The organism is Paenibacillus dauci (genome assembly GCF_000971985.1).
Lineage (GTDB): Bacteria > Bacillota > Bacilli > Paenibacillales > Paenibacillaceae > Saccharibacillus > Saccharibacillus dauci.
On the sequence record NZ_KQ040799.1, the window covers coordinates 197,212 to 215,076 of the forward strand.

General features: G+C 40.7%; 20 protein-coding genes. 10 read left to right on the top strand and 10 right to left on the bottom strand.

The window, feature by feature from the left end; genetic code table 11:
• The first annotated feature begins 270 nt into the window (after nucleotides 1–270).
• The 3 genes from WH46_RS04340 to WH46_RS04350 all read left to right on the top strand — a co-directional run bounded on the left by WH46_RS04340 (nucleotide 271) and on the right by WH46_RS04350 (nucleotide 3,449).
• Complete coding sequence (locus WH46_RS04340) at nucleotides 271–753, top strand: stalk domain-containing protein (protein WP_046225846.1); 483 nt, start codon at nucleotides 271–273, stop codon at nucleotides 751–753.
• Nucleotides 754–1,672: 919 nt separating this feature from the next.
• A complete protein-coding gene (locus WH46_RS04345) occupies nucleotides 1,673–2,368 on the top strand; it encodes a response regulator transcription factor (RefSeq protein WP_017812540.1) in 696 nt (231 codons plus the stop codon).
• A complete protein-coding gene (locus tag WH46_RS04350; protein ID WP_046225847.1) occupies nucleotides 2,361–3,449 on the top strand; it encodes a HAMP domain-containing sensor histidine kinase in 1,089 nt (362 codons plus the stop codon). Before WH46_RS04345 ends, WH46_RS04350 begins: the two co-directional genes overlap by 8 nt.
• A 187-nt stretch (nucleotides 3,450–3,636) precedes the next feature.
• Here WH46_RS04350 and WH46_RS04355 read toward each other — a convergent pair whose 3' ends face one another.
• From WH46_RS04355 to WH46_RS04365, 3 genes are all read right to left on the bottom strand, one after another.
• On the bottom strand, nucleotides 3,637–4,155 hold the full coding sequence (locus tag WH46_RS04355; RefSeq protein WP_046225848.1) for an arsinothricin resistance N-acetyltransferase ArsN1 family A: 519 nt from the start codon (nucleotides 4,153–4,155) through the stop codon (nucleotides 3,637–3,639).
• A 21-nt stretch (nucleotides 4,156–4,176) separates the two neighbouring features.
• A complete protein-coding gene (locus WH46_RS04360; protein ID WP_046225849.1) occupies nucleotides 4,177–4,977 on the bottom strand; it encodes an arsenite methyltransferase in 801 nt (266 codons plus the stop codon).
• A 65-nt stretch (nucleotides 4,978–5,042) separates the two neighbouring features.
• Nucleotides 5,043–5,504: a MarR family winged helix-turn-helix transcriptional regulator gene (locus tag WH46_RS04365; RefSeq protein WP_046225850.1), complete on the bottom strand. Its 462-nt coding sequence runs from the start codon at nucleotides 5,502–5,504 to the stop codon at nucleotides 5,043–5,045.
• A gap of 137 nt (nucleotides 5,505–5,641) precedes the next feature.
• On the opposite strand from WH46_RS04365, the gene WH46_RS04370 reads away from it, so the two are divergent.
• From WH46_RS04370 to WH46_RS04385, 4 genes are all read left to right on the top strand, one after another.
• Nucleotides 5,642–5,992: an ArsR/SmtB family transcription factor gene (locus WH46_RS04370; protein ID WP_046225851.1), complete on the top strand. Its 351-nt coding sequence runs from the start codon at nucleotides 5,642–5,644 to the stop codon at nucleotides 5,990–5,992.
• A gap of 116 nt (nucleotides 5,993–6,108) precedes the next feature.
• A complete protein-coding gene (locus tag WH46_RS04375) occupies nucleotides 6,109–7,404 on the top strand; it encodes an arsenical efflux pump membrane protein ArsB (RefSeq protein WP_046225852.1) in 1,296 nt (431 codons plus the stop codon).
• A gap of 32 nt (nucleotides 7,405–7,436) precedes the next feature.
• On the top strand, nucleotides 7,437–7,856 hold the full coding sequence (gene arsC, locus WH46_RS04380; RefSeq protein WP_046225853.1) for an arsenate reductase (thioredoxin): 420 nt from the start codon (nucleotides 7,437–7,439) through the stop codon (nucleotides 7,854–7,856).
• 96 nt (nucleotides 7,857–7,952) lie between these two features.
• Complete coding sequence (locus WH46_RS04385) at nucleotides 7,953–8,393, top strand: protein-tyrosine phosphatase family protein (protein ID WP_046225854.1); 441 nt, start codon at nucleotides 7,953–7,955, stop codon at nucleotides 8,391–8,393.
• Between the two features lie 205 nt (nucleotides 8,394–8,598).
• Here the strand turns inward: WH46_RS04385 and WH46_RS04390 are convergent, their stop codons facing one another.
• The 3 genes from WH46_RS04390 to WH46_RS04400 all read right to left on the bottom strand — a co-directional run bounded on the left by WH46_RS04390 (nucleotide 8,599) and on the right by WH46_RS04400 (nucleotide 11,336).
• Nucleotides 8,599–9,120, bottom strand: a complete 522-nt coding sequence (locus tag WH46_RS04390; RefSeq protein WP_046225855.1) for an NUDIX hydrolase — start codon at nucleotides 9,118–9,120, stop codon at nucleotides 8,599–8,601.
• Between the two features lie 317 nt (nucleotides 9,121–9,437).
• Nucleotides 9,438–9,857: a universal stress protein gene (locus WH46_RS04395; protein WP_046225856.1), complete on the bottom strand. Its 420-nt coding sequence runs from the start codon at nucleotides 9,855–9,857 to the stop codon at nucleotides 9,438–9,440.
• A gap of 18 nt (nucleotides 9,858–9,875) precedes the next feature.
• Nucleotides 9,876–11,336 carry a SulP family inorganic anion transporter gene (locus tag WH46_RS04400; RefSeq protein WP_046225857.1) on the bottom strand — a complete coding sequence of 487 codons (1,461 nt, stop codon included), beginning with the start codon at nucleotides 11,334–11,336 and terminating at the stop codon, nucleotides 9,876–9,878.
• A gap of 170 nt (nucleotides 11,337–11,506) precedes the next feature.
• Between WH46_RS04400 and WH46_RS04405 the strand changes: the two genes are divergently transcribed.
• Nucleotides 11,507–12,049 carry a recombinase family protein gene (locus WH46_RS04405; protein ID WP_046225858.1) on the top strand — a complete coding sequence of 181 codons (543 nt, stop codon included), beginning with the start codon at nucleotides 11,507–11,509 and terminating at the stop codon, nucleotides 12,047–12,049.
• A 102-nt stretch (nucleotides 12,050–12,151) separates the two neighbouring features.
• Here the strand turns inward: WH46_RS04405 and WH46_RS04410 are convergent, their stop codons facing one another.
• The 4 genes from WH46_RS04410 to WH46_RS04425 are packed head-to-tail and all read right to left on the bottom strand — an operon-like array spanning nucleotide 12,152 to nucleotide 15,999.
• Nucleotides 12,152–12,499 (bottom strand): YolD-like family protein, encoded by a 348-nt coding sequence (locus WH46_RS04410; protein ID WP_046225859.1) that lies wholly within the window; start codon nucleotides 12,497–12,499, stop codon nucleotides 12,152–12,154.
• A 20-nt stretch (nucleotides 12,500–12,519) separates the two neighbouring features.
• Nucleotides 12,520–12,912: a DUF6262 family protein gene (locus WH46_RS04415; protein ID WP_046225860.1), complete on the bottom strand. Its 393-nt coding sequence runs from the start codon at nucleotides 12,910–12,912 to the stop codon at nucleotides 12,520–12,522.
• Nucleotides 12,905–14,917 carry a tyrosine-type recombinase/integrase gene (locus tag WH46_RS04420; protein ID WP_046225861.1) on the bottom strand — a complete coding sequence of 671 codons (2,013 nt, stop codon included), beginning with the start codon at nucleotides 14,915–14,917 and terminating at the stop codon, nucleotides 12,905–12,907. The genes WH46_RS04415 and WH46_RS04420 overlap by 8 nt, the downstream gene beginning before the upstream one ends.
• Nucleotides 14,914–15,999, bottom strand: coding sequence for a tyrosine-type recombinase/integrase (locus WH46_RS04425; protein WP_046225862.1), 1,086 nt, complete (start codon nucleotides 15,997–15,999; stop codon nucleotides 14,914–14,916). The genes WH46_RS04420 and WH46_RS04425 overlap by 4 nt, the downstream gene beginning before the upstream one ends.
• A gap of 191 nt (nucleotides 16,000–16,190) precedes the next feature.
• Between WH46_RS04425 and WH46_RS04430 the strand changes: the two genes are divergently transcribed.
• Complete coding sequence (locus tag WH46_RS04430; protein ID WP_046225863.1) at nucleotides 16,191–17,057, top strand: D-Ala-D-Ala carboxypeptidase VanY; 867 nt, start codon at nucleotides 16,191–16,193, stop codon at nucleotides 17,055–17,057.
• Nucleotides 17,058–17,084: 27 nt separating this feature from the next.
• On the top strand, nucleotides 17,085–17,660 hold the full coding sequence (locus WH46_RS04435; RefSeq protein WP_017812537.1) for a VanZ family protein: 576 nt from the start codon (nucleotides 17,085–17,087) through the stop codon (nucleotides 17,658–17,660).
• Nucleotides 17,661–17,865: the final 205 nt, after the last annotated feature.

A 17,865-nucleotide genomic window follows, 5' to 3' on the forward strand; every position in this document is an offset into this window, starting at 1 on the left:
CACTTCCACACTTCCACACTTCCACACTTCCACACTTCCACACTTCCACACTTCCTTAACAAGGATAAAAAAATCTGTATACAATAGTCACATTATAAATAGAAAAAGTTTACATTTTTGTATCTATTTATTACACATTCTGATTAAGCGCTCTACACCCTGTTTATTTATTAATGATTACTCAAGTAAGCGTTCTATTTTTCCTATTTTCCATGCCGCCGCTGTTTCCGATGCTTTTCCAATCTCGTGATTTGAAAAGGAGCTGTGCATATGAAATCAAGAAAATGGATCGTCCCTGTTTTATCGCTTTCCCTGCTTTTTCCTGCCGCCAACGGCTTTGCTGCCGAGACGACGGCTGACCAGAATCCGGAGCTGGAGACCAAAGTTATCCAATTTACCATTGGCAGTGATCGATATATGGTTAATGGATTGTTCGAAGCAGTAGATACCCAAGCGACCGTGTACAACAATGTCGCTTATATCCCTCTGCGCGATCTGGCTGACAGTATGGATGGTGCTACAGTATCCTACGATGCTGCAACAGGTACAACCTGGCTGGATACAGGACTTGCTCGTTATGAATTCTGGGATAACAGCAGCCGTTACAGAGTAGACAATATGGAGATGCGTGCAGATGCGCCTATCCTGTCCAGAGAAGGTCATGTATTGATTCCTGCTTCATGGGTAGCAGATACACTGGATTGGACACTGGTATATGAAAATGGACTGATAACACTCTACAAACGCTATTAAAATTCGTTTTGATGGATGTTTGTCATTCTGTACAGATACAGTATTTGAGGAAAAATATTGTGAATTTTATTCCGATATATCGATTGAACAGGTACTTTCCTGTAGAGAAGTACCTGTTTTTTTATACGCAAACTAGATTATTTATTTAATAATACAGGTTATACTGTAATAATTTGACTTTATATTTGGTCTATGTTACGATAGAAGAGTTGTTTTTAACCCTCGGTTTTATCCTTCGCAAATTTTTCCGGGTGCTGCCGGAATCATCCCAAATTTCTTTTTATTCCAAACTCATTTGAAATTTGACGATCTGATTCACACTGGCGCGGTCATCGGAGCCGCAAGGACAGAAGAGAGGTAGGGCTTTTGTTGTTTTGGATTCAACGTGTTCAGACATAGACTATTCCATGTATGTCCCGTCTGTATACACCAAGCAAGCGAACCAAAACCGTCCCCGTCTACACATTTCACATTCACCGCACACGGGGTTACGGGTTAATAATAGCTGCAGTTAAGCAGCCATATGGATACCGGAGAGCAGGATTACGCAGCCTGACTCTGTAACTAAAGCAGTACATTTTGCACCCCACGGCATACCAATATGCCATTTTGCAAAATCCGGAAACATCAATTACACACATTGTTGAGCATGAAGCAATTCACATATGGCTCGTAGGCTGTATCACGGCTTATGGCATTTCAAGTAAATCAAACATAAGACGCAACACCACAGATCTCCGGCAGGACGACCCAACAGGTTGTCTTCCGGAGATCGTCCAATTTATAGGGGTATTTTTCCTCTACCATCTCCTCCTATCCCCTCCCTTCTCCTATTTTCCACATTGTATCCGCTCTACACTATCTGTTACATTCAAATAGATTATGTTATAGACCATTAGATACAGAGGTGAACTGCATCATGAAGCGAATTACGATCCTGATTGCGGATGATGAAGCAGAGATCGCCGATCTGGTTGCTCTGCATTTGCAAAAAGAAGGGTACCACACGGTCAAAGTATTGGACGGTCAATCGGCACTGCATGCGGTTCAGACGCAGCCCATTGATTTGGCGGTACTGGATATTATGATGCCAGGTATGGACGGCTACGAAGTGACCCGCAAAATACGGGAACAGCATCATATGCCGATTATTTTCCTTAGTGCCAAAACGTCCGATATGGACAAGATCACAGGGCTTATTACCGGAGCTGACGATTATATGACCAAACCATTCAATCCCATGGAGCTGGTCGCGCGCGTGAATTCCCAATTGCGGCGCTCTCTACAGTTCAACCAGTCTGCTCCCGCGCAGCGTGCCATCCTGGAAAAAGGCGGATTGGTGATTATGCCGGATCAGCACAGCGTAACGCTCTATGGCAAATCACTGGAGCTTACGCCCAAGGAATTCGATATTCTGTATCTGCTCGCCAGTCACAGCAAGCAGGTATTCAGTGCAGAAAGTATTTTTGAGCAGGTCTGGGGAGAAGCTTATTACGAGGGCGGCAATACCGTCATGGTCCATATACGTACTCTGCGCAAAAAACTCGGAGAAGATCTGGATAAGAACAAATTTATCAAAACGATCTGGGGTGTGGGGTATACGTTCAATGACTAAACGAAGAAGCTTCCGCACAACCATGATTCTGCTGCTTGGTCTGAGCATGCTCGCTTCCGGCGCCATTACATATGGTGTATACAAACTGATGCAGGCCTATTATTCGGGCGTACGAGCGGAAGATCCGCTTGCCCAATACCGCCATTTCATGCGCAATATCGGAGATATTTATTTTTTTCTGTTGCTGTTTATACCGCTCGCTATTTTGTTTTTCTTCTGGTTTACCAAGCCGTATGCAGCGTATTTCCGCGATATTTCTGCAGGGATCAGCCATTTGGCGAATGGAGATTTTCAGCATCGGGTGCAGATTTCATCCAGGGATGAGCTGGGGATGATCGCCGAGGATGTAAATTTGGCAAGTGAGAAGCTGCAGCAAGCGATCGAACGTGGCGATTTTGCCGAGAGCAGCAAGGATCAGCTGGTTGTGAATCTGGCGCATGATCTGCGAACACCGTTAACCTCGGTACTCGGTTATCTCGATTTGCTGATGAAGGATGATCAGCTGACTGATGAGCAGGTACGGCATTTCACTTCGATCGCTTTTACCAAATCCCGGCGGCTTGAGAAGCTAATTGACAATTTGTTTGAAATGACGCGTATGAATTATGGGATGCTGCCTCTTCAAAAATCCCGGCTGAATCTGAGTGAACTGCTGAAGCAGATGAATGAAGAACTGTATCCTGTATTCGAGAAAAACCACCTCGTTACCCGGCTTACACTGGATAATGAGCTGGTTGTCTCCGGTGATGGTGAACTGCTGGCACGTGTATTTGAGAATTTGTTGATGAACGCTTCACGTCATGGCAAAGACGGGGTATACGTTGATATTCATGGCTTCCGTGAAGCCGGTCAGGTCGTTATTCGTGTGATTAATTATGGTGGCTATATTCATCCCGAGGATCTGCCATATATCTTTGATATGTATTATACGGCAGATCGTGCACGTACTCCGCAAGAAGGCGGAACAGGTCTGGGACTGTTTATCGCCCGGAATATTGTAGAACAGCATGACGGTACCATCTCGGTCCAAAGCGATATTGTACAAACCATGTTTGAAGTGCGCCTTCCTCTGCTGGCGTGAATAAACGACCAAATTTAAGAAAAACTTTAGAAATGCCCCACTTTTTATGATTATCAAGACTTACTTTGAAAAAACCTTTAAATAACAAGAATAAATCATTGAATACATAAATGTATTGATAGAGCGTTGTCTCTTTTAAGAAGTTGTGATTAAGAAAAAGCATAGTGAAAGGCGCTAAACCCGTTTTCTACTCTAACAATTTTTCCATAATCATGACATCAATCATTTGTCCGTCTAATATGCCCTGCTTTTCAAAGGTACCGACTGTGCGGTAACCGTGTTTTTGATATAGCTGCTGCCCAGCTGTGTTAAAAGGAAAAGTAAACAGGACAATTTTATAGAATTGCTGTAATTTGGCTGATGCTTCCAAGGCAGAAAGCAATTGGCTTCCTATACCCTTCCCTCTACAATCTCGAGCAATATAAATAGATAAGTCAGCTACACCATCGTAAGCACAGCGCTGTGAATACGGGTTTAGAGAAGCCCATCCAGCCATTTTTTCTTGCTGATAGGCGACTAAAACAGTATAACGATCCTGATGGCTCTTAAACCAATTTTCCATATAGTGTTGATCTTTGGCTTCTGATTCCAGCGTAGCGATACGATCTTCGATTCCTTGATTATAGATCTGCCGAATAGCCGGGAGATCTTCTTTCTGTGCGGACCGAATGAGAAGAGACGGAGTAGACGAAGTAAAATTGACCATTGGTATGTCCTCCACCTTTCTTTATGGTTTCACTGCTTGTATAACAGCAGATACGATGTAATCCTCAATATTAGCTTCAGGCAGCCAGTCTTTCAAAAATTCTCGAGATTCTTCTTTGGGGTCAATCCGGATTTGAGTAAAACCACTTTGTTCCAGCATTAGGGTTAATTCTTGCATGGAAGAAGCTCCAGATATACAGCCGCTGTACAACTCTTTTAAATCATTTTTAATAGCCGGTGGCAATTCCGCGGTAGTTACGATATCAGAGATGGCGAGACGACCACCCGAGCGAAGTACACGGTAAGCTTCATGAAAAACCTGACTTTTGGCGGGAGAGAGATTGATTACACAATTCGAAATAATGACATCTGCCGTCTCATTAGCCACGGGTAGGTGTTCAATTTCTCCAAGACGAAAATCGACAATGGTATTTTGAGCCTTTTCTGCGTTAGAGCGAGCTTTGGTGATCATAGCAGGTGTCATATCCACACCAACGACTTTTCCCTTTGTCCCTACCTGCCGAGCAGCAAGAAAGCAGTCAAAGCCGGCACCGCTTCCCAGATCCAGTACAGTTTCACCTGGTTGCAAACTAGCAATTGCTTGCGGATTGCCGCATCCGAGTCCTAAATTGGCTCCTTCGGGAACAGCTTGTAGTTCCTCGGCAGAGTATCCTAGTTTTGCCGATACACTAGTTACATCTTTAATAGGGTCATAAGAAGAATTAGTCTGACAGCAGGAAGTTGGCTCTACAGTTTGTAAGGCAATTTCTTCATATCGTTCCCGCACATAGTTGCGAATCTCATTAGGGTTAGTATGTGTCATTTAAATCGCTCCTTTGAAGATTGGATATTCAAAATTAAAGCAGCTTTTTTATTTGCAAAAAGCAATTAAAAAAGCTGCTTTTCACCTACTGGAGAACAACAACGGCTAGACTTTGCCATCGCTTCATTCAACAAATAAATGGAGCGTAAAATCGTTTCCTGCTCAAATTCTGTGAGATAGGAGAATACTTCATCCAAATAACTATTCATCTGTTCATCAATCGTATCGGCAATAGACTTGCCTGTCATTGTTAAAGAAAGAAGGGAGACTCGTCGATCCATAGGATCAGGTTCTTTTTGTACAAGTTCTATTTTAATAAGGGCTTGAACTTGTCGACTAAAAGTAGTGATATCTGTTCCGAGTGTTTCTGCAATCTGCTGCATCGAAGCCTCCGCCTGGCGATCAATTTCATACAGGATATGACTTTGGGCAGCGGATAGGTCGTGACCATCAATTGTGCAACAATTTTTATTCAATAGACCAAATCGACGAGTCATGATTTGAAATAATTCGCGCTTATTATGCATTACGTTTCACCTCTATCTTGTTATAACTCATTTTATTTGCATAATGCAAGTTATATTTAGAACATATAATCTCTTGTATATAGGAGAACATTCTATTAGTATATAAGCATGTACTTATATGGAAAGAAGGAATGGTTATGGAGTTGATGGCAACAATAGCAGATGATTTGAAATTATTAGGAGATAAAACGCGTTTAACTATGCTGGCTCTTCTACAACAACGCGAATGGTGCGTATGTGAATTTGTTGAGATATTCAACATGTCTCAGCCGAGTATCAGTCAACATATGCGTAAATTAAAAACAGCTCATCTGGTCAAAGAAGATCGGCGTGGACAATGGGTCTATTATTCTCTAAACATTAAAGATAAACCTCATATACAGGCTGTATTGTCATCGCTTCCAGCTCCGGCTGATATTGTACGTAAGATGGGGAGAGAAGAATCGATTGTTGTTTGTGATCCGGAAACATCGAGCTGCGCTTTATAAGGCTCATACACTATCCCTAAGTGGGATAGCTGTATTTTATATATAATCACATGTTTATATGTTGATGTACGGAAATAAAAGAAATGTATACTTATTATCTTACTGGAGGTTTCTTTGTGGTATCTGTCGTATTCGCTTGCCTCATTTTTATTATCACGTTAACCCTTGTGATCTGGCAGCCCAAGAATTTATCTATTGGTTGGTCGGCCTGCGGTGGTGCTATACTTGCCCTTTTGGTTGGAGTCGTTAATTTTCAAGATGTATGGGAAGTTACGCAAATTGTTTGGAATGCAACGCTTGCCTTTGTAGCTATTATTTTGATTTCACTGATCCTGGATCGTATTGGTTTCTTTGAATGGGCAGCCCTTCATATGGCTCGTGCAGCACATGGAAATGGTCTGCGTATGTTTGTCTATGTCAGTATTCTCGGTGCGATTGTAGCTGCCTTTTTTGCTAATGACGGAGCTGCACTGATCCTAACGCCTATTGTGCTCGCTATGGTACGTGCGCTTCATCTGGATGAGAAACAGATATTTCCGTTCATTATTGCGAGTGGGTTTATCGCGGATACAACATCGCTTCCGCTCATTGTAAGCAATCTGGTGAATATTGTATCCGCTGATTTCTTTGGCATTACTTTTATGGAGTATGCCGGTCATATGATTGTTCCAAATTTCTTTTCCTTGCTTGCTAGTATTCTGGTGTTGTATCTCTTTTTCCGAAAGAGTATTCCTGTACGTTTTAACGCTGCACAGCTGAAAGAACCGGTAGATGCTATTCGGGATAAACGTATGTTTACCTTATCCTGGGGTGTCTTGGCGTTGCTGCTCATGGGGTACTTTGCCAGTGAATTCTTTAATATTCCGGTCTCTATTGTGGCAGGCATTATTGCTGTTGTATTTCTGCTCATCGCTGGTCACAGCCCGGCAGTATCGGTTCCTGATGTGGTTAAAAGCGCACCCTGGGCGATTGTATTCTTCTCTATTGGTATGTATGTGGTCATTTATGGATTACGTAATGTAGGCCTTACCGACTTGCTGGCTGTCGTTATTCAAAGCTTCGTGGACCAGGGAATGTTTGCAGCAACCATGGGGATGGGATTTCTGGCAGCCGTCATTTCCTCCATAATGAACAATATGCCAACTGTACTTATTGATGCGCTGGCCATTGATGCCACCAATGCTTCAGGCAATATCAAAGAAGCATTGATTTACGCCAACGTAATTGGCTCGGATTTGGGTCCTAAAATCACACCGATCGGATCGCTGGCGACACTGCTGTGGCTTCATGTATTAAGCACCAAAGGGATCAAGATTTCATGGGGGACTTATTTTAAAACAGGGATCATATTAACTGTTCCTACGCTGTTCATTACGTTGCTTGGTCTTTATTTATGGCTAATGATTTACTGATTAATAGAGAACGATTAAAGGAGAGAATCAACATGTCTAAAAAAACGCTTTATTTCTTATGCACAGGTAATTCTTGCCGTAGTCAAATGGCTGAAGGTTGGGGGAAGAAGTATCTAGGGGAGGAGTGGAATGTATACAGCGCCGGGATTGAAGCTCATGGTCTAAATCCTAATGCGGTTAAAGCTATGCAAGAAGCTGGAATTGATATTTCCGACCAAACCTCAGACATTATTGATCCGGAAATTCTAAATCATGCGGATTTTGTTGTAACGTTATGTGGAGATGCAGCGGATAAATGTCCCATGACACCGCCACACGTACGCCGGGAACACTGGGGCTTTGAAGATCCAGCCAAAGCTCAAGGTACAGAAGAAGAGAAGTGGGCGTTCTTCCAGCGTGTACGTGATGAGATTGGGGAACGTATTAAGCACTTTTCTGAAACCGGTCAATAAAAGGACTAGAAATCAGGTAAAGATCTGACGGTATCTTATTTGCTAGTTGATCTAGCCCGTCCTGCTGGCAACATTACACCAATAAAGGAGAATAACATGACTCAAACTTATCAAGCACTGATAGATGAACACATCTATATGGGCGGAGCTACCGATGTTGAAAAAATGATTAGAGATGCCCACTGCGAAGTCATCGTGGATCTACGTGAAGAAGCAACCGGTATAGCTTATTCTGGTTCAGAACAAGTGGAATGGATTCAAATCGCATTAGATGATCATGCCAAAACGACGCAGCCCGAAGTATTTAAGCAGGCAATCGACCAAATTGTTGAAAATTATCGTCAAGGGAAAAAGGTCGGATTTCACTGCGGTGGTGGTAAAGGACGTACTGGAGCTGTAGCGATCGGAACCCTGCTGGCTCTTGACAAAGCGAATACATTGGAAGAAGCTGAACGTCTGGCCAAAGAGATTCGCTCAGTTATCTCTATTAAAGAGACGCAGCGAGAAGCATTGCAACTGCTTTTTCCAAACACTTAAAAACGAAGGATAAAAAGACGCTCTGCTATAAAGAGCGCCTTTTTATTTTTGGGGAATTATCATCCAATATGGAATGAGAAAAATATGAAAATAAGGAGTATTTATCAAGACTCTTTTTTAAAAAATACTATTCTATTAGTTCTAGCACATTGTTTATATAGATAAGGTTTCTTTACAAGGTAGAGTATTATAAAAGATTTTAAATTCAAAATAATTGTTCCGCCGCAATTAATTCTAGTACAAAAGTTTCGCGCTCAATGGAAAATCCCATTGAAGATTCTTGATTCATAATAACCTGGCGGTTATGCAGAATAGCTTGATTGATGTCAATCCACACAGCAGACATTCCGTTTGAAATTTCATAATCTTCCAGTTGTGTAGCTTTCAGCTCTTGACTAATAGAGCATACATAATAATAAGATAACATATGGATTAGATCATACTCTGGTTTGTAGTAAGGTCGAAACTCTTCAATATAACCAAGCTCTCGTAGAATCTTAACATCTGTAGCTCCTGTTTCCTCCGTCAATTCACGGCAAAGACCTGTATACAGATCTTCATCAGATTCTAGACCGCCGCCTGGAAAACTATAATCATTGTATCTTTTTGTATATAAAAGCAATATTTCTGAGCCACGCATAACAATTGCTCGTGCTGCCTTGCGTTCATAACAATTACCTTCCAATGAGTTTAAACTATGATGAACAAATTTTTGAATCATTTCCATGTGGAATACATTCCCTTCTCTTATAAGCTACATTTTAGATGAAGATAATTACTATTCTAGAAGTGGGTTTAATAGTTTTAAAAATATGCATCATGTATTTGATCTTGTCCTTATATTAAGTCTAAATTATTTGGAGCTCAGTACTGTACGTATTTTGGATTGTTTAAATTCAAAAAGGAGAGAGTACAAAAGCAGATCTCGTTTTATAAACAGGGAAAACATTTAATTACAGTATAACTATATTCCAATATAAGGAATAATAAATATAGTGAATAGGATCTTTACAAATGATAAAGATCCTATTCACTGTCAATATTTTATTTTACAACGATGACAGGACAGTGTGCTCGTTTAACGACTTTGTGACTGACACTTCCAAGAACAAATTCTTGTAACGCATTTAAACCGCGGCTGCCCATGACAATTAATTCGAGATGATGTTGCTTAGCGTAATCAACAATTGTTGGTCCTGGATCACCAGTTTTGATAGTGATCTGGTAGGGAACACTTTTATGTTCAAACTGCTCTTGAATTGGAATCAATTTTTGTTTACGTTTAAATTCAATTTCATTGTGGTTCTGCGAGTGAAGGACTTCTTCTTTGACTTTAGAAGGATCAACAACAAACAAAATTTCAACTATAGCATCCGGCATAGATGAGGCAATGATCGCTGCTTCTTTAGCAGCACGTACAGCATTATCCGAACCATCTGCAGCAAGCAAAATACGAGAATACATAGCAATCTCTCCTTTAGATTAATGAGCTTTTAACTTCGCATGCTCATCATGATATAAGCCCACACGGTTAATAATCTTTTCGCTAGCCGCATTTAATCCTTTAACAACAACCCGATTACCAAGAGCTCGTAGCCGAATTACTACTTTATCTACAGCGCCTACACCAGAATCATCCCAGACATGAGCTTCTGTAAAATCAAGAATAATATCCGAATCACTCATAGTGTAATCAAACGCATCAACAAAACGTTCAACCGAAGCAAAAAATAATTGTCCTTCGATACGATAGAGAACAGCATCGTTAGTCTGTTGAGTAGCGATATGAATTTTAGAAATTTTGGCTACAAATAGAATAGCACTGAGCAAAATTCCTGCCATAACACCAAGAGCTAGATTATGTGTGGCTACAACTACGATAACGGTAAGCAGCATAACTATTGCGTCACTCCTTGGTGCTTTACGTAAATAGGAAAAGGAAGACCAATCAAATGTGCCAACAGATACCATAATCATAATCCCTGCCAAGACTGGCATTGGGATCTGGATGACCAGACCACCGAGAACGAGGATTAAAAACATGAGAAAGATACCTGCAATAAGTGTAGATAATCGCGTTCGCCCACCTGAGTTAACATTGATGATCGATTGACCAATCATAGCACAGCCAGCCATACCACCAAAAAATCCAGTGATAACGTTGGCGATACCCTGTCCTCGTGCTTCTTTGTTCTTATTACTTCCTGTACCTGTCATGTCGTCTACAATGGAGGCTGTTAAAAGCGATTCGACCAAACCCACTATAGCTAAAGAGATCGAGTAAGGTAAGATAATCATCAATGTTTCTAGGTTAAAAGGTACATGAGGAATCAGAAATGAAGGTAACGTTTGCGTAATAGTTCCTAGGTCACCAACCGTTCCGACCGTTACCTTTCCCCAGATGGCAACCGCAGTCAAGACGACGATCGCAATAAGTGGAGCTGGAATGGCTTTAAAAAAACGAGGTACGATATAGACAATGAGTAAAGTAATGCCCACAAACAAGTATGTTATAGTTGAAATGCCAAAAAAGTGAGGAACCTGAGCCATGAAAATCAAAATGGCTAGAGCATTTACAAAACCAATCATGACGGCTCTAGGAATAAACTTCATTAATTTAGCCACCTTAAAAACTCCGAACAAAATTTGGATGAAACCGGTAAGAACCGTTGCTGCAAGCAAATAATTGACACCGTATTCGCGCACTAAAGGAACGATTAGTAAAGCCATAGCCCCTGTAGCTGCTGAAATCATGGCTGGACGACCGCCAATAAAAGCAGTAATAACAGCAATACAAAATGAAGCATATAGACCTACCATGGGGTCAACACCTGCGATAATTGAAAAAGCGATCGCTTCTGGGATAAGAGCAAGAGCAACGACGATACCTGCAAGTATGTCACCTCTTACATTAGAAAACCATTGTTCTTTCACTGTGTTCATTGCCTTACATTCAACTCCTTTTTTATTTATAGTGACTTTTAACTCTCATAAAAGTCAGGTCCGTTAAAGATAAATCGATCTTATCACAACAAGTACCAAAATGGAACCTTTTTGGTACTTGTTTGTGTTATAATTTTATTACGTCGTAGATAGGGTAAGGAGAATAGATAATGTTAATTGGGTATATGCGACCTTATCAGGGTGATTTGGAGTGTAAAGATCAAGCAAGCCAGTTAAGAGAATCGGGTTGCGATCATTGGGTTATAGAGGAACATGCTTCACCTAAACAAAGAATAAAGTTGGAAGAGCTACTACAGCTACTACAATCTAACGATGTTTTGATTGTTACTAAACTGTTTGCTTTAGCGGATTCTACAAGACATTTAGCTGAGTTACTCCACAACTTTAATGAACGACAAATCAATTTTATTTCGCTGTATGAATCGATTGATACACGTCTTGAAGAAGGTCAATATTTTTACAAAAATATTCATTCACTTTTACATTTTCAGACGGATATTATTAGCGAGAATACAAAAAAGGGTATGTATGAAGCGAAGCAAAGAGGAAGTAAAGTGGGACGACCACGTAAGTTAGATGACAATATTAAAAAAGCCATCCAAATGTATGAGAGTAAAAAGTATAGTTTGTTGCAAATTAGAGAAGAAACCGGTATTAGCAAAACAACGCTTTATCGATACTTGGAAAATTGAAAATAAGGATACACCTACATAATAGAGTGCACTTCAAATAGAAGATGCACTCTATTATGTATTTGGAATGGCATATGGACAATAAAAGAGGATAAAAGGTAGTTAGATTTTGGAAATATTTAATATATCTTGAGGAGAAATGAAGATTGGATGTTCACCTATTGGTTCAATAACAATTTTTTTTGTAATGAGATCATACTTTACTAAGTGTCCAGTTACTTGTTGAATGCGGTTATAATTAAAATATTCAATACATACGTTGCTAGAATCCTTTAAATATTCTAGCGTAGTATATTGTAGTTCCTCAAATTTTTGCTGATCTAGTCGAGGGCGAGAGATGTCTTGTTGAGATGCATAAAATGCAGTAAGACGTTCACGATGTTCAGGCAAAATAAAAGCAGAACTCCACGTTTTGTTAGGATCTCTGCTCCTTCTAGTAAATTCATTCATTGGGTTGTTCCTTTCTAAACTTATAGTTGTTCGTAATTCTGTTTCAAATCCATTTGTAAACGTTGCTGCAAGGTTTTATTTTCATTTTGCAATTTATTTATTTGGATAGTAAGGTTTGCTACACGCTGCTGAAGAGATTCAATAATGACATTCTTAGATGAATCGCTTAAAACTTGTATACGACCGTTAGAAGGTTTCTGAAGACGTAATTCTTCTATCTTAGATCGAAGTGAATCATGCCCGTACAAAAAAGCCTTGGATACCTTAGCGTGAGAAGATACGGTGTTGAAGTTGATGTTTAGCCCAGCTTGCTGCAGCTGCTGGATCGCTGTCCAGCTAGACGCTATAGCGTGCTCTCTTTTTTGAATGGCATGCTGCTGCAGTCCGGACCGATTAGGATAGGCATTAGCCATTTCGTTCTCCTCCTACATACTCACGTTTTTCTTTAGCAATTCCGACAATTGGCACTTCGGATAGTAACGAATCTCGAATATCCGTAAAGCGCTTAATTTTGAGTTGAACCAATTCCAGAGATCGCAGTCTTCCTTGTGCTTCATATACTTGTACATCCCGTAATAATTGCTCAATTTGCTCTTGATAGTAATGTAGAAAAGTTTGATCGACATGAAAGCTGCGACAATTATTCTTAATACATGGAGGCTCCAGTGTCTGTTCTAAAAATTCGCAGTGTAGCTTGGGACTCTTAATGCAAAACCCATGATCCATACGAATCGCATCTAAATGGTGACGAATCCAGTCTAATTCTACGCCATTTTCTTCCGCTTGAATTGACAGATCGGTTCGAACTGGCATTCCCGTATCACTAAGCCGAATAGAGGCTTGCACTTTTTCCCACTCTTTTCGTAGTGTACTATCCAGGATTCGAGCATACGTCAGTGTCATTTCAGAGCTGGTATGAGCCATTAATTTTTGGACATGCAAAATTTGCATTCCATTATTAATGAGGTTGACACCGTACCTGTGACGAAAAGCGTGATTTTTAAAAGTATAGATATTTCCTGTAGCATCTCGTAAATCTAATTGTTCGGCTAGGCGAGCAAGAGCATGAGTTACCGAGCGCTGACACATCGCTTTTCCAGACGCTTTTCGTCCAATGGATTGAGGAAATAAAAAATGATGTGGATTATAGATCTTTTCATCCCGTACATACTCTTGCTGAATCTTAATGACCGTAACTATTTCTTCAGAAATAGGAACAAGATGATCGACACGATTCACTTTGCGCTGGTCGCCTTTAAGCCACCACCCATTTGCTTTGTACACTAAGCAATCTTGATGTAACTGGCAAACATCCGAAACCCGAAAACCGCTGGCTTCCATGACGAGAATAAGCCTAGCCAAAGCAGGAGGCAGCAAATGGAGATGATGCTGGACTTGTTCCCAAATGGGATCAGGGATATGTTTAATATGGTCATAATAATTTTTCTTTTCTCGCTTCGGTAAATCTTCCCAGACTAAAAGCAAATGGATCGGTTGCTTTGGCGCTTCAGGCCAATCGTACAGTTGGGCATATTCTATAATTCGTCGGCTGTTCGCCAGACACTCGCTCACATGACGATTGCTAGGCATACGATTCTTACAATGACTTTTCCCTCCCATATCTACCGTCCAAATATAGGCTAAAAAGGCTTCAATATCACTTCGCTGTAAATGTTGTAAACCTGTCCAATTGGGATGACGTTCATGAATAAAGTTGAAAAATAAGAACACTTTCTTAAGGATATTAAAAGCTGTTGCTACTGTAATTTGACGCTGAAGGATCAATACATGGTAAAAATATTTTTTGACGAGATCCCGGTAAGGAGGAAGGATCGAGGTGAAATTAATCCGAGTTTCTTGGCGTGACATATTATAAGGTAGTCCTAGTTTATCGAGATGCCACATGTCTTTCTCATATTCAGGACGATCATCATAGTAGTCTTGAAGGAAGGTATATAGTTTACCTATGATTTTTTTGTAATAGTCGTAGTGACCTGCTTTATATTTTGGGATTGAACGAGCAAAATGCTGCGCTTTGTTTCTTTCTTTTTTTAAAAATCGTTCATAGCGAACTTGAATCACGGGGAAGGAGTAATCTAGTAAGCTTTTTGCCTCTGGATAAGCATTCGAGAAGAACTGAGCGAATAAAAGAGTGGAGGTATAAGGCATAGCTAGTGCTGATCGTAAGGACAATCGCCCACTGATTAAATGGATATAGAAGTATCTTTTAATCTCTTCACGTAGGTATCGATTCTCAATGTAATCAAAATGAAGATACTTGTTGTACCCTACTGGTCTAGGCAACTGCAGCATTTCAGATAACTGATCCGTTTGCCAAATGTCCTGCTGAAAATAGAGGGGAAGAGGGAGGGTGAAATGGCTGTGCTCTTGAACCAACTGACGTAATATCGAGTTCATAAGGGCTCCTTTGGATCGTTTGACATGGCTTGTTCCCAATCATTTCGAATCTGATCCTCTGAAGGATGCACGTACATGTGTAATGTCGTTTGGATGTGTGCGTGTCCTATCAGCTTTCGTAAAGAAACGGCGCTCATTCCTTGTTCATACAGATGAGTAGCGCATGTATGACGAAACATATGGGCAGTAAAATGTAAACCGGTTCGCTTATTTAAACGTTTGATCAACGCCTGCAAAGACTCATACGTCATGGCCTCTCCCTTGTGCTTACCACTCCGATTAAAAAAGACGCGATCAATCCAGGTATGAACACAATGAAAGTCCAACAGATAATTCTGAAATAGATTCATCGTATCTGCTGTGATATATACCAGTCGATTCTCACCAGCTTTCGTTTTGGAGGCTCTTATAAGGATACTCTTATTGCCAATATCAAAATCACCTAACTCTAATTGAAGTAATTCGCTGGCTCGGATGCCGGTTTCAAGTAAAATCCGGATGATTAATCGATCACGAATATGCAACTCCTGCATTTCAAGATGATGAAGTTGCTGCTTAGTTAGTGTTTTATGTGCTCGTCGTGGTTCTTTCACTTTAAGAATATTCTTTCGTAAAGTATGATCCTGCGAAACATGGTCTAAAAAGGGACGATAGGAGTGTCTAAACCGTTTGATTTGCTTTGTCAAAGATACTTTAATATTCTTTTCGAATTCGTCTATACGGTGTAGGTAATCATAAAAATTAATCACGCATTGGATCATTAGATTAATGGTTCGTTCTCTTCTTTTTGCTGTAGTAGCTTCGATATAAGACACTTTATCGATTGGCATAGGATTTCTTAACCAAGCCATGAACTTAGCCAGTAGATTAAGATCTAGGTTTTCATAGCTCTCCTGAATATCCTTTAGGAAGTCCCAATATACCTTCAATTGGTAAGCATATGACTTCAATGTATTCGCTGAACGACCAATCTGATCCAAGTATTTAATATACTTCATGATAGGATTAATCATCTGTTGATGTTCATCGATTACAACCCATCGGCTTCCTCCTCCATATGGTATTTTAATCACTTGATTCATCTAATTCCTCCTATCGATGGATACGTTAAATACTTACTTTACACAGGTATACATAATTTGTATGTGATGAAAGTACGGATAGGAAATACTAACGTAAAATACGTTGCATCCTTCTTCTTATTATAGTCTTGATAATTTCTTTAATCCGTTTCCGTTATCCTTGATTCTATACAGGATAAGGAGGATCACGGATGAAGAAAAAGTGGGGTATTTGGATTGTTGCCATACTGCTGGGCTGCGCGATACTGGAAGCGGCAATATGGTTCAAATATAAAGATAGATTGTTGATTGATCTGGAGTCTACCCGAAAAAACGATTGGGACTACAGTATACCGTTGACTACAAATCTGCAGAACTGGGTACATAAAGGCGACTTGGTGCTCGTCAATACATCATATGCAATCCGCCCGGAAAGTGTGAAAAAAGATATTATCACCCTTGCAGACGAAGATGAACTGAACTCCGGCTTTGTGCTGCTGGATCGGAATATGATGCTGTCCCGTCACGTTGCCGAGCAATTTCAGAAAATGACTACAGCAGCTGCCGAGGAAGGGGTTCATTCCTTTTTGATGAGCAGTGGATATCGTGATCTGGACAAACAGGATGAGCTATATCAGGAAAAAGGAGCCGAGTATGCACTACCTGCGGGGTATAGTGAACATAATTCGGGCCTGTCGCTTGATATTGGATCTTCCCTGACCACGATGGATGAAGCTCCCGAAGGAGAATGGCTGGAGAAAAATGCATGGAAATACGGCTTCATTCTGCGCTATCCCAAGGATAAAGTCGAGATTACAGGCATTCAGTATGAGCCGTGGCATTTTCGTTATGTAGGACTACCGCACAGCGCTATTATGTACAAAAAGCAGCTGGTACTCGAACAGTATCTGCAATTGCTCAGGGAAAAGAAAGAAATCTCGTGCACACTCGACGATCATAATTATAATATCCGCTATTATCCTCTCGACTCCGAAACGACCATTTATGTTCCTCGAAAGGACTCGTACGAAATATCCGGAGATAATATGGAAGGTATCATTGTAACCGCCAGTGATTAATGGTCATGTACCGGAAAGGAACCTAGCATGAAGCATACCTCAGCACCAACTGGCCGCCACAACAAAAACGGCTTTCGGATCATTCCGTTTATCCTGCTCGTCACCTATCTGTATTTGCTTACCCAGATGATTCTGTTCAAAGGAGGTCCTATCGACCCTGGGCTAATCAAGGAACGACTACTCGAATGGCTGCAGCAGCCCGATCTAATCTATACACGTACCATCAATCTAACACCGTTTCAGGAAATTTCCAGAGACTGGAGCAGACTGTCCCTTCATCCGACCGGTACATCGATTCAGCTTATCGGCAATGTGCTGGCATTTGTACCGCTTGGGATGTTTATTCCTTTGCTGATGCGCCATCCGGTATGGTCAGGCATTCTGGTACTACCCATTTCGCTGCTGCTCAGTCTGATTTACGAAGGTACACAGCTGCTGACCGGTATGGGCATATTTGATGTAGATGATCTGATGCTCAATACAGCAGGCGGTATAATCGGTTATGTCTTATTTGCAACAGCAGTATGGCTTGGCAAATGGTTGATCGGTTCCAAATCATCCTCTTCATCTACAATTCAGTCTGCGGAAAACGGAATTTCATAAAAGAACAAAAAAAGGGACTCCATCATTCGCAGCTGATGGAGTCCAGATATAGTAATTCAAAAGGGGTTATTACAGACATTGTAGCTTGCTCATCTTAAAATAACCTGAGAGAAACCTGAAAGAAACATTAATTTTCGATTTTTAGGTATCTTCTTTTATAATATTATGCCAAAAAAAGTGAACGCCACGGTCGCAGTCCATGGCG

Bases quoted from the DNA above. Each gene is read 5' to 3' on its own strand.
- WH46_RS04340 (WP_046225846.1), top strand. From the start codon at position 271: ATGAAATCAAGAAAATGGATCGTCCCTGTTTTATCGCTTTCCCTGCTT.
- WH46_RS04345 (WP_017812540.1), top strand. From the start codon at position 1,673: ATGAAGCGAATTACGATCCTGATTGCGGATGATGAAGCAGAGATCGCC.
- WH46_RS04350 (WP_046225847.1), top strand. From the start codon at position 2,361: ATGACTAAACGAAGAAGCTTCCGCACAACCATGATTCTGCTGCTTGGT.
- WH46_RS04355 (WP_046225848.1), bottom strand. From the start codon at position 4,155: ATGGTCAATTTTACTTCGTCTACTCCGTCTCTTCTCATTCGGTCCGCA.
- WH46_RS04360 (WP_046225849.1), bottom strand. From the start codon at position 4,977: ATGACACATACTAACCCTAATGAGATTCGCAACTATGTGCGGGAACGA.
- WH46_RS04365 (WP_046225850.1), bottom strand. From the start codon at position 5,504: ATGCATAATAAGCGCGAATTATTTCAAATCATGACTCGTCGATTTGGT.
- WH46_RS04370 (WP_046225851.1), top strand. From the start codon at position 5,642: ATGGAGTTGATGGCAACAATAGCAGATGATTTGAAATTATTAGGAGAT.
- arsC (WP_046225853.1), top strand. From the start codon at position 7,437: ATGTCTAAAAAAACGCTTTATTTCTTATGCACAGGTAATTCTTGCCGT.
- WH46_RS04385 (WP_046225854.1), top strand. From the start codon at position 7,953: ATGACTCAAACTTATCAAGCACTGATAGATGAACACATCTATATGGGC.
- WH46_RS04390 (WP_046225855.1), bottom strand. From the start codon at position 9,120: ATGGAAATGATTCAAAAATTTGTTCATCATAGTTTAAACTCATTGGAA.
- WH46_RS04395 (WP_046225856.1), bottom strand. From the start codon at position 9,857: ATGTATTCTCGTATTTTGCTTGCTGCAGATGGTTCGGATAATGCTGTA.
- WH46_RS04400 (WP_046225857.1), bottom strand. From the start codon at position 11,336: ATGAACACAGTGAAAGAACAATGGTTTTCTAATGTAAGAGGTGACATA.
- WH46_RS04405 (WP_046225858.1), top strand. From the start codon at position 11,507: ATGTTAATTGGGTATATGCGACCTTATCAGGGTGATTTGGAGTGTAAA.
- WH46_RS04410 (WP_046225859.1), bottom strand. From the start codon at position 12,499: ATGAATGAATTTACTAGAAGGAGCAGAGATCCTAACAAAACGTGGAGT.
- WH46_RS04415 (WP_046225860.1), bottom strand. From the start codon at position 12,912: ATGGCTAATGCCTATCCTAATCGGTCCGGACTGCAGCAGCATGCCATT.
- WH46_RS04420 (WP_046225861.1), bottom strand. From the start codon at position 14,917: ATGAACTCGATATTACGTCAGTTGGTTCAAGAGCACAGCCATTTCACC.
- WH46_RS04425 (WP_046225862.1), bottom strand. From the start codon at position 15,999: ATGAATCAAGTGATTAAAATACCATATGGAGGAGGAAGCCGATGGGTT.
- WH46_RS04430 (WP_046225863.1), top strand. From the start codon at position 16,191: ATGAAGAAAAAGTGGGGTATTTGGATTGTTGCCATACTGCTGGGCTGC.
- WH46_RS04435 (WP_017812537.1), top strand. From the start codon at position 17,085: ATGAAGCATACCTCAGCACCAACTGGCCGCCACAACAAAAACGGCTTT.